A 10,295-nucleotide genomic window follows, 5' to 3' on the forward strand; every position below is an offset into this window, starting at 1 on the left:
CCCAACGAACATGAACCAAGAATATTTTATGCGCTTAGCACTAGCAGAAGCAAAAAAAGGTGATGGCCCCTACGGTGCCGTTATTGTTAAGGATGACGAAGTTGTTGCCGTCGCATATAATACTGTGATTAGAGACAATGATCCATCTGCCCATGCAGAAATCAATGTTATTCGCAGTTTAACAGCTAAACTTCAAAACCTTTCTTTAGAAGGTTATAGCATATACACTACTGGTGAACCTTGTCCAATGTGTGCAGCTGCTTGTGTTTGGACAGGTTTATCAGAAATTGTATATGGCGCTTCAATTCAAGATTTAATCTCGGCTAATCAGTCGCAGATTAATATTGCTTGTGAAGAAGTGATAGCTAAGTCATTTAGAAATATTAAGGTGACTCAAGGAGTATTGAGAGAAGAGTGTTTAGCTTTGTTTAAATAACTTATATTTTGTAACAGCAAGTGAAGGAAAAATGCCAAAAATAATTGGCTTAGAAGGAATGACTGTGGAAGAAGTAAACAAAGAAATCACAAAGGGTGCAAAGTTTGTCATTTTTCCTTACTGCTTTTCTATAATAATTTTAACGTTTAAACGGAGTTCTGAAATTCACTTTATTAAAGCTGGTGAAAATAGCCTAAAAAAAAGGCTGCCATTTATATTTATTTCATTCTTTTTAGGTTGGTGGGGTATACCTTAGGGAATAATATATACAATTCAATGTCTTTTTACTAATTTTAGAGGTGGGAAAGACATCACTGATCAAGTAATTTCTACTCTTAGACAAACGTAGAATATAGCAGATTTGCATTTTCAGCTAGGTTCATTTAAATAGGATAAAAATGTGTTGGCGATAATAGCAGCTTGAGTGCGATCGCGCAAATCTAATCTATTTAAAATATTAGTCACATGATTTTTTACTGTCCCTTCAGAGATATAGAGTTGTTGAGCAATTTCGCGGTTACTAGCGCCTGTAGCAATTAATCGTAAAACTTCTTTTTCTCTAGGAGTGAGTTCAGCTAAATTAGATGGTACAGATGTCGCTTGGGTTGATGGCATAGTGGAGAACTGAGTCAAAAGTTTTTTCACAATTCCTGGCCCTAGTTGTGTATAACCTTTATAAACTGCACGAATAGCAACAGCTAATTCTTCTGAAGGTGTATCTTTTAGTAAATAACCTATTGCCCCATTCTGCAATGCTGCTGTTACATATGCATCATCATCAAAGGTAGTTAAGACTAAGATTTTAACTCCGACAAAACGTTTTTGAATTTCCCGTGTGGCTGCAACTCCATCCATGACGGGCATTCTGATATCCATTAATACGACATCTGGCTGCAATTGTTCAACTAAATCAATGGCATTTTCACCATTTTCTGCCTCTCCTGCAACTTCTATATCTGGTTCTAATTCTAATAATGCTTTTAATCCTTGGCGAATTAAACTTTGGTCATCTACAAGTAACAATTTAATCATCATCTCAACCTTGGTAAGGGAATATCAACTATAATTTGGCAACCAGAACCAGGCGCACTATGAATATTAAATTCACCACCTAGTGCTAAGGTGCGATCGCGCATACTTTGTAAACCAAATCCTGTGGTATTTTGTTTTAAATTAAAACCTTTACCATTATCTTGAATCATTAACCATAAACTACCTGTGATTGTAATTAATTCCAGTTTCACCTCTGTAGCATTTCCATGTTTAGCAATATTTGTCAAGGATTCTTGGATAATGCGGTAAACAGCCGTACTAATTTCTATGGGAATATTATAATCAATTGTGATTCTACAAATAGGTGAAATTCCCGTTGAACGATAAAAATCTTCTAGAAGAATAGCAATTGCTTGTTCTAAAGATTTTTCTTGCAAGGGATGAGAACGCATAGTCGAAACAGATTGACGAACATCTTTGAGTGCATTAGAACCGAGTTCTTTTGCTCTTGCTAAAAATGTTTGCGCTTTGTTTGGATTAGATTGCCAAAGTTTCAAAGCAGTTTCTAATTGCAGATTTAATGCTGTTAAAGAGTGTCCGAGAGAATCATGAATTTCACGAGCAATGCGATTACGTTCTTCTAAGGTAGCTTGATTTTCAATTTGCATCGCGTATTGGCGGAGTTTTTCGTTAGCACTAGCCAGCCTTTCTCGACTCTGCCGTTCAGATAAAACAGCATTCATCATCAACAATACAAAAACTAAACTCAAGCCAAATGTTAGTGTCCAGTTTAAACTCAAAAACCGAAAGCGTTCTTGTCCTTGTTGTATTGATTGATAATTGAATAATTGATATTTGAGTTGTGTAGTTGATAAAGATAAGATAAACGATAGGCAGGTAACTATCAAACGCCCAGGTAATTCAAAAATTAGGCAACTGCGAGCAACTAAAATGATGTAGAGAAAGGGGAAAGGGCGAGAAAATCTCCCACCCACTAAACCAGTGATGGAAATCAAGATAATTTCACTGGCTGTATAGATTATCTTTGTTATCTTGTTTTTAGTGGGCAATCTTAAACCCATTAATGCAAAAATAATCAGACTAAAAAATGACAGTTCAGGTAAGATACCGCAAAATGACAGTTCAGGAAAAATACTGCAAATAGAAACTTCTGAATGTTTGTAGCGAAATCGTGGTGACGAGGGTGATAAAATGATTGGCAATACAGCGATCGCCAGTAGTATCCATTCCAAATAAAGCAGAGAAGGAAAAGGATGCTTTTTAATTTTAAATGGAAGACTCATAAGCTGCTGCCCTTGATTTAAGAGTTAAGAGTTAGGAGTTAGGAGTTAGGAGTTATGACTTATTAATTAGTAATGACGAGTAAGTAAATATTACAAAACTTATGTAATTAATTAGAATTTAGGCAAACAATAGCTGAAACCCTTATTTACATGTAGAGGCAATTTATCAAGTATGTAATTTCACGTAAATTTTTTGATAAAATTTTCATAACTCTAACTTGTGTAGTTTTACAAAACCTTGTGTTCGTCCTAACTCTTCACTACTATCTTTTAACAATTATCAGTCACATTGACCAAAACTGAATTATGACTAAAGTCATGGGTGTAAACGTGACTTTCTCCTCATGTGATTGCTGGGCGTGAATTTCTATGATGGTGACATCCAACCAGGAAGCAATCACGAGGTAGTAAATGAAACTGAAGGTATTATCATTGATAGCAGGAGCGATCGCTCTCACTTTAACAGCAACTTCTTTTGTTGTTCAAGCACAAACAGCTTCTTCTTCACCTCTGCTAGTTGCACAAACAGCGAAAAAACAAAGGGGCCCTTGGAAAAATCTGGATTTAACAGATGCACAAAAAGCCCAAATTCAGCAAATTCGACGCAATACACGCGCCCAAATTGAAGCAGTTTTCACCCCAGAACAAAAAGAAAAGTTAAAAGCGGCTTTTGAAGCACGTCGGGCCCAACGCCAAGCAGGCCAACGTCCAACAGGCCAACGCCAAGGCCCTTGGAAGAACTTTGCAGAATTGAATCTAACCCAAGCACAGAAAGACCAAATACGACAAATTCGGGAATCATCAAGACAACAAATTCAAGCAGTCCTGACTCCTGAACAGCAAGCGAAACTCAAGCAATTCCAAGAAAATGCGAGACAGCGCCACCAACAACGCCAACAAAATCAACAGAGTAATTAATCTAGCATTAAAACACAGCATTGAAGTCTAACGCGATATTTCTATGAAAAGTGTTATCTATCTTGTTGTATGCGCTGGTGTAATCTTTTTAGCTAAAAGTTAAACAGGACTGTACAAGTATTATTTTCCATAGTAAAGATTTCATAGACTTCTTGCAGAATATGGAAAGGAGACAAAGTTCAATCTCCTTTCTTTTCCCTTTTTGACAATAAAATTAAGGTGAGTTCAACGGATATAAAAAACCCCGCTTCCATTCTTCTCCCCATAGGGAGAGAGGCTTTGAAACCCTGATTTTTTCAACGCTCTAGTAAAAGTTAGGAGTTATGATTATGAGTTAATCATAACTTCTAGCTTTTTTAGCATGTCCAAGGAATTCGCCATCGGTAGTAAAGTGCGTGTTGTGGCACTACCGCCCTACGTGAAAACAGCAGATCCCATGCCAATGTTACGCCCCCCAGATGTGATTAATACTGGTGAAGAGGGTATAGTCGTTGACCGTCGTCCTGGAGGATATTGGGGTATCCGCTTTGCTAAAGGAACCTTTCTTTTAGATAGCCAATACATTGAAAGCACAGACACCCCTCCTGGTTAGGGAGCTTTCAAAGCAGGGGAGATGGGGAGCAGGGGAGATGGGGAGCATGGGAGCATAGGGAGCAGAGGAAATTTTTACTCAATTCCCAATTCCCCATTCCCAATTCCCAATCCCCAATTCCCATTCCATGAAGTTTTAAGGACTTTTTGACAGAATAAGTTGTCATCGCGTATTAATTTAAACATATCTATTTATCTCCAATCACGACTTTAGCCCTGGATAAGGCTTAAGGATGAAAGCACCACTATCTGATAACGAACCAGAGAGAATTAAAAGTCTTTTAGACTATAAGATCCTCGATACTCCATCTGAAGCTGCCTTTGATGATCTCACTCGTTTAGCTTCGTATATTTGCGGTACTCCCATCGCTTTAATCAGCCTCATTGATACTAACCGCCAGTGGTTCAAGTCTAAAGTCGGTTTGGAAGCATTAGAAACACCTCGTGATATTGCATTTTGCACCCATGCGATTCTGCAATCTGAAGTTTTGATTGTGCCTGATGCAACATCTGATCAACGGTTTGCCACAAACCCGTTGGTGACCTCTGATCCCAATATCAGGTTTTATGCTGGTGTACCATTGACTAATGCTGAAGGATATGCATTAGGAACGCTTTGTGTAATTGATTATGTACCACGAAACCTTTCTTTAGAACAGGTCGAAGCATTACGAATTTTGGGCCACCAAGTCATCAAACAATTAGAACTGCGGCGTAACTTAGCTAGTTTGGTACTGGTGAACAATGAACGCAAACAGGTACAAAAGGTACGTCGGCAATTCTTCAAAAAGGTTGCTGGAGGTTTTGGGTTAGCGTTGGCAATTTTAATTCTAATTGGTGTGGTTTCTTATCAAAACACAAGGGTATTGATTAATACTAGCAATCAAGTTAAAAAAACCCAAAACCAAATTAATAGTCTCGAAGAACTGCTGTCCCTCATGAAGGATGCTGAGACTGAACAACGAAGTTATATCCTCACTGGAGAAGAACGCGATCTCAAAGCATATGAGATAGCAGTTGTGGAAGTTGATCGCAAAATTGAGGAACTGAGGAATTTAAAATTAGATAAACCCAGACAACAGCAATTCGACATACTGAAATTGTTAATAGTAGCCAAACTAACTGAACTCAAGCAAACTGTTGAGTTGCGCCAAAACAAGGGATTTTCAGCAGCATTGCAAATATTGCTGAAAAATAAGAGTGAAAATCGCATGGATATTATCCATGAACTAATTTATGAGATGCAGGGTCAGGAAAAGGCTTTGCTTGAGCAACAGTCAGAAGTAGCAAAAGACAGTGCTGAAAACTCAATTTTGACAACTGCGATCGCTATTTTTGCCAGTTTTCTAATTCTGACCATAGTCTACTATCTCATCTATCGTGAGGTGACTGAGCGCAAATTCACAGAGGAGACACTCAACAAAGAACGTAACTTTATTTCGGCAGTTTTAGATACAGCCAGCGCCTTGGTAATCGTTCTCGACGCCCAAGGTCAAATCGTGCGCTTCAATCACGCTTGTGAGCAAATAACAGGTTACTCATTTGATGAGGTCAGGGGTAGGTATGTATGGAATTTGTTGTTACTTCCCGAAGAGGTGAAGTCCGTAAAAGCAGTGTTTGAACAATTGCGAACTGGTCAAGGCCCTAAAGGATATGAAAATTACTGGCTAACTAAAGATGGCAATCAACGACTAATTGCATGGTCAAACACAGTTTTAAAAGACTATGAAGGTTCAGTAGAATACATTATTTGCACTGGTATTGATATCAGCGATCGCAAACGCTCACAACAGCAATTAACGGCACAATATACCGTTACTCGTGTTTTAGCAGAGTCTACCACAATCCTCGAAGCCATGCCCCGAATTCTCCAAGGAATCTGCGAGAGTTTGGCATGGGATTTAAGTGAAATTTGGATGGTTGATCAGCAAGCAAATCTCCTACGTTTTCTCGACATGTGGTATAAAATCTCTTTGGAAATGCAAGAGTTTGAAATACTAAGTCGGCAAACCACATTTGCTCCAGGAATGGGATTACCTGGTCGAGTTTGGGCTAGTGGTGAAGCTGTTTGGATGAGTAATGTTGTTGAAGATAGCAACTTTATCCGCTCTCAAATTGCTGCTGAAGCAGGATTGCACGGTGCTTTCGCTTTTCCTATTCGTAGTGGTAAAAAAATCGTCGGTGTGATTGCATGTTTTAGTCATAAAATCCTGCAACCTGACCAAAATTTAGCCAAAATTATGAATTCTATTGGTGAGCAAGTGGGGCAGTTTATCGAACGCAAACAAGCAGAAGAAGAAATTCAACGCCAAAACTTGCGATCGCAACTGTTTACGGAAATCACCTTGAAGATTCGCCAGTCTCTGCAAATCACAGAAATTTTCCAAATTACTGTTAAGGAAGTACAAAAGATTCTCCACAGCGATCGCGTTTTGATCTATCAACCTTTGCCAGATAGATCTGCAAGCACTGTTGTTGAGGCAGTAGTTTCAGGCTGGCTGGCCATTAAAGAGCAAAAAATGACTGATTCTTATCTACGAGCAGAATATATACAGCAGTATTATCTACAGCAATATCGGCAAACACGCAATTTGGGTTTCACTGAGTCAGATATAGTTGCAGTTAAAAAAAGCCACATGAAATTTCTGCAACAGTTTGGAGTCAAGTCTAATTTGGTTGTGCCGATTTTGGTCAAAGAAGAACTCTGTGGTTTGTTGATTGTGCATCAGTGCGGCAGTTCTCGCCAATGGTCTAGCTTTGAAACTCATCTGTTGCGGCAAATAGCTGACCAAGTAGGTATTGCCTTAGCCCAAGCCCAGATGTTAGATGCAGAAACTCAACAACGGCGAGAACTCGAAATTGCCCGTCAGCAAGCTGAATTAGCTTCTAGAACCAAAAGCGCCTTTTTGGCTAACATGAGTCATGAAATCAGAACTCCGATGAATGCGGTGTTAGGGATGACCGATTTGATGTTAGAAACTCCCCTTAACGCCGAACAACGGGATTTCATGGGAACAATTCGCATTAGTGGAGATGCTTTATTAAGCCTGATCAACGAAATTTTGGATTTGTCCAAACTTGAGGCTGGGGAGATGAGTTTAGAAACTCTAGATTTTGACTTATCTACCTGTGTCGAAGAAGTTTTAGAATTATTGGCTCCCCCAGCTCACAATAAAGGATTAGAAATTGCAGGATTGATTTATCGCAATGTTCCCACCCAACTACAAGGAGATGCTGGACGCTTGCGGCAAATCCTCATGAACTTGCTCAGTAATGCCATCAAATTTACCAGTGATGGCGAAGTAGTGTTACGAGCCGAATTGCGATCGCAAACTCCCACCACTGCAACTATTCACTTTGCTGTCACCGATACCGGTCTTGGTATTACTCTAGAAGACCAAGGTAAACTCTTTACGCCATTTACTCAACTAGATGCCTCCACCACCCGCAAGTATGGCGGTACAGGTTTGGGATTAGCTATTTGCAAACAACTAGTAAACTTAATGAAAGGAGAAATTGGAGTAGAAAGTAGTTTGGGGAAAGGATCTAAATTTTGGTTTGAGATTACTTTCAACAAACAACTTCACCCTGTTTCTGCAATCGATGATGGCGGACTTTTACGTAATAGACGTATGTTAGTGGTGGATGATAACGCTGCTAATCGTAAAATCATCCAGCATCAAGCTAGCCGTTGGGGGGTACTAGTTGATGAAGCAGCTTCTGCTGCTACAGCCCTCAAAGCGATGCAGATGGCTGTAGAGCAGAAAATGCCTTATGATTTAGCTTTGATTGACATGCAAATGCCAGACATGGATGGCATAACATTGGTAGCGCAAATTAAAGCCAATTCTGCGATCGCTTTTATACCTTTGGTTTTGCTGACCACCACCAATCAAAGAGAGTCAGCACAACGCTCATTAAATACAGGATTTGCCAGTTATTTGGTCAAACCTGTGAAAGCATCCCGACTCCTCGATTCCATCATGACTATTTTGGGAACCCAGCTAGAAGAGGAGGCAGGAGGTGAGTCCACTTGCCATCTTGGCTTGTTGCCAGATGGCAAAGTGGCGTTCCCCGTAGGGGTTCTCGTACCCCTACGCTTAAGCAAGCTACGTGTTAGCGTCTTTGAAGGAGAAGAGTACCCCAAGGGCAGAAAGCAGAAAGTAGGAGGTGAGTCCACTTGCTGTCTTAGTGAGTTTACTTACCCTCTTGGCTGTTGCCAAGATGGCAAAGTGGCCAACCCAAAGGGTTGTTGCCGAGATGACAAAGTAGTAAACCCAAAAAGCAGGAGGCAGGAGGCAGGAGTGAAAAATTTAGAATATAGCAGCGATGATATTTGTGTTGATTCCTGTTTTTTGCAGCCCAAGTTAAGAATTTTGCTAGCTGAAGATAATCTCGTAAATCAGAAAGTAGCCTTAAAGCAACTTCAAAGCATGGGCTATGGTGCCGATGTTGCTGCCAATGGGCAAGAAGTTTTGCAGCTATTAGAAAAAAAACCTTACGATTTGATTCTCATGGATTGCCAAATGCCCATTCTTGATGGTTTGGAAACCACAAAAGCAATTCATTCATGGGAAGAAAACCGTTTTGCTAGTCATCGTCGCCCAGTGGTGATTGCGATGACAGCTAATGCCATGAAAGAAGATAAACAAATGTGTCTAGATGCTGGAATGGACGACTATTTAAGTAAGCCAATCATCAAAGAAAAATTACTAGCAGCGCTAGAATATTGGGCAAGTTTTATATTGTCTACGCCAGAGGCAGTTAGCTTTGACCAGACAGTTGCCACAGTAAATGTAGATGCAGTTGATTTACCAATTAATTGGGAACGCCTACATGAAATGTCAGACAATGACCCAGAATTTGAATTAGATCTATTGCAGATATTTGTTGAAGATATTCAAGAGCATATAGAGTTAACCAAAACTGCGATCGCTGCAAACGACTTTCAGCAATTAGCCAAAGAAGCCCATCAAATCAAAGGTGCTAGTGCCAACGTTGGAGCTACATTTATGCAACTGACCGCAGAAAAACTAGAAAAACTAGCTCATAACCGAGAGTATCAAGGTACTACTAACTTAATCTCAGATTTAGAAGAGTTTCTCAAACGCATTCAAGAATTTTTAATCAAAAGTCAATAGCAAAGAATTTGATTGTAGGTGACAATTAGCAACATCTCTTTGTGTCTTTGTGACGGCAGTCGCTACAACGGAGGAAACCTCACGCCAGTTTGCTCAAGTCGGGAAACCCGCCCACGCAACTGGCTCCGCAACGCGCTGCCTCACCTTTGTGTTAAAAAATTAAAGTACCACAAAAGACACAAAGACACAAAGGATTCAAGATCAGCAACTATTTAGCGTCGAACTTGGTTAGAGATATCTTCGCCTGCCTGTGCTGCACTATCGCGTACATCTTTAGCAGTTTCCTTGGCGCCCTTTACGTAACCTGAACCAAATTCTTTAAAAGCTTCTCCTGACTGTTGCCCAATTCTCTGTAGTCTTTCACCAGGAGAGTCTTCGGTTTCTCTCGCATCTTTAAACCACTGTCCTGTTGTTTTCGGTCTTTGGGCATCATTTTGTTCTACCTTTTCACGAACTCTCTCACCCAAGGATTTGTCATTGTTTCTGAGATCAACATTTGTTGTCAGCACTAAAACACCAACTAGGACAACAGCAAAAAAACGCTTTACTTGAAGACTATTAAGTAAGGAACTGATGTAAGCATTTGTCCTAGAAAATAAATTTAACATGCCAATACTCCATTGTTCTTTGTTGATGCTTTTACCAGTTTGGAGAAATAATTGGCTAATTCCAAATTTAGCTAATGCACGAGAAAACTCAGTTAGTTTTGTTTATTTTTGCAATTAGCATAGTGAATGGAATTATAGGTTAGTGATGAAATCTGGTAAAAATCCTACCTATCATTAGCCAATTAACTCTTTTGAATCCAAATACAGATTAACGGTAAATAAAGCGATTATCCTTCTAACAAAAGGCATATCTCCGTGATGAAACCTGCGATAGAGGGGACTGGGGGGATGAGGGGGATGAGGG

General features: G+C 39.7%; 8 protein-coding genes. 5 read left to right on the forward strand and 3 right to left on the reverse strand.

From position 1 onward, the window contains the following. Window positions 1-10: 10 nt before the first annotated feature. The gene (locus I8748_RS09145) at window positions 11-436 is read left to right on the forward strand and encodes a nucleoside deaminase (protein ID WP_198124306.1); all 426 of its coding nucleotides are present in this window, start codon (window positions 11-13) and stop codon (window positions 434-436) included. Between the two features lie 31 nt (window positions 437-467). Continuing rightward, window positions 468-692, forward strand: a complete 225-nt coding sequence (locus I8748_RS09150) for a hypothetical protein (RefSeq protein WP_225896365.1) — start codon at window positions 468-470, stop codon at window positions 690-692. A 113-nt stretch (window positions 693-805) separates the two neighbouring features. Here I8748_RS09150 and I8748_RS09155 read toward each other — a convergent pair whose 3' ends face one another. Together I8748_RS09155 and I8748_RS09160 are read right to left on the reverse strand one after the other, a co-directional pair. Continuing rightward, the gene (locus I8748_RS09155) at window positions 806-1,468 is read right to left on the reverse strand and encodes a response regulator (RefSeq protein WP_198124315.1); all 663 of its coding nucleotides are present in this window, start codon (window positions 1,466-1,468) and stop codon (window positions 806-808) included. Beyond that, entirely contained in the window at window positions 1,468-2,733 is a 1,266-nt protein-coding gene (locus tag I8748_RS09160; protein ID WP_198124307.1) for a sensor histidine kinase, read from the reverse strand. The genes I8748_RS09155 and I8748_RS09160 overlap by 1 nt, the downstream gene beginning before the upstream one ends. A gap of 411 nt (window positions 2,734-3,144) precedes the next feature. Here I8748_RS09160 and I8748_RS09165 point away from each other — a divergent pair, with 411 nt between their 5' ends. The 3 genes from I8748_RS09165 to I8748_RS09175 all read left to right on the forward strand — a co-directional run bounded on the left by I8748_RS09165 (window position 3,145) and on the right by I8748_RS09175 (window position 9,383). Next, window positions 3,145-3,651 (forward strand): Spy/CpxP family protein refolding chaperone, encoded by a 507-nt coding sequence (locus tag I8748_RS09165; protein ID WP_198124308.1) that lies wholly within the window; start codon window positions 3,145-3,147, stop codon window positions 3,649-3,651. A gap of 361 nt (window positions 3,652-4,012) precedes the next feature. Then, window positions 4,013-4,243 carry a regulatory protein SipA gene (gene sipA, locus I8748_RS09170; RefSeq protein ID WP_198124309.1) on the forward strand — a complete coding sequence of 77 codons (231 nt, stop codon included), beginning with the start codon at window positions 4,013-4,015 and terminating at the stop codon, window positions 4,241-4,243. 232 nt (window positions 4,244-4,475) lie between these two features. Beyond that, window positions 4,476-9,383 (forward strand): response regulator, encoded by a 4,908-nt coding sequence (locus I8748_RS09175; protein ID WP_225896366.1) that lies wholly within the window; start codon window positions 4,476-4,478, stop codon window positions 9,381-9,383. Between the two features lie 212 nt (window positions 9,384-9,595). Here the strand turns inward: I8748_RS09175 and I8748_RS09180 are convergent, their stop codons facing one another. Further along, window positions 9,596-9,991, reverse strand: a complete 396-nt coding sequence (locus tag I8748_RS09180) for a hypothetical protein (RefSeq protein ID WP_198124310.1) — start codon at window positions 9,989-9,991, stop codon at window positions 9,596-9,598. Window positions 9,992-10,295 lie beyond the last annotated feature (304 nt).

The sequence above is a fragment of the Amazonocrinis nigriterrae CENA67 genome, from assembly GCF_016056305.1.
GTDB classification, from domain to species: Bacteria; Cyanobacteriota; Cyanobacteriia; order Cyanobacteriales; family Nostocaceae; genus Amazonocrinis; species Amazonocrinis nigriterrae.

What these genes read in the sequence shown, in the direction of transcription:
- I8748_RS09160 (WP_198124307.1), bottom strand. Translation starts at nt 2,733, where the DNA reads ATGAGTCTTCCATTTAAAATTAAAAAGCATCCTTTTCCTTCTCTGCTT.
- I8748_RS09145 (WP_198124306.1), top strand. Translation starts at nt 11, where the DNA reads ATGAACCAAGAATATTTTATGCGCTTAGCACTAGCAGAAGCAAAAAAA.
- sipA (WP_198124309.1), top strand. Translation starts at nt 4,013, where the DNA reads ATGTCCAAGGAATTCGCCATCGGTAGTAAAGTGCGTGTTGTGGCACTA.
- I8748_RS09150 (WP_225896365.1), top strand. Translation starts at nt 468, where the DNA reads ATGCCAAAAATAATTGGCTTAGAAGGAATGACTGTGGAAGAAGTAAAC.
- I8748_RS09165 (WP_198124308.1), top strand. Translation starts at nt 3,145, where the DNA reads ATGAAACTGAAGGTATTATCATTGATAGCAGGAGCGATCGCTCTCACT.
- I8748_RS09155 (WP_198124315.1), bottom strand. Translation starts at nt 1,468, where the DNA reads ATGATTAAATTGTTACTTGTAGATGACCAAAGTTTAATTCGCCAAGGA.
- I8748_RS09180 (WP_198124310.1), bottom strand. Translation starts at nt 9,991, where the DNA reads ATGTTAAATTTATTTTCTAGGACAAATGCTTACATCAGTTCCTTACTT.
- I8748_RS09175 (WP_225896366.1), top strand. Translation starts at nt 4,476, where the DNA reads ATGAAAGCACCACTATCTGATAACGAACCAGAGAGAATTAAAAGTCTT.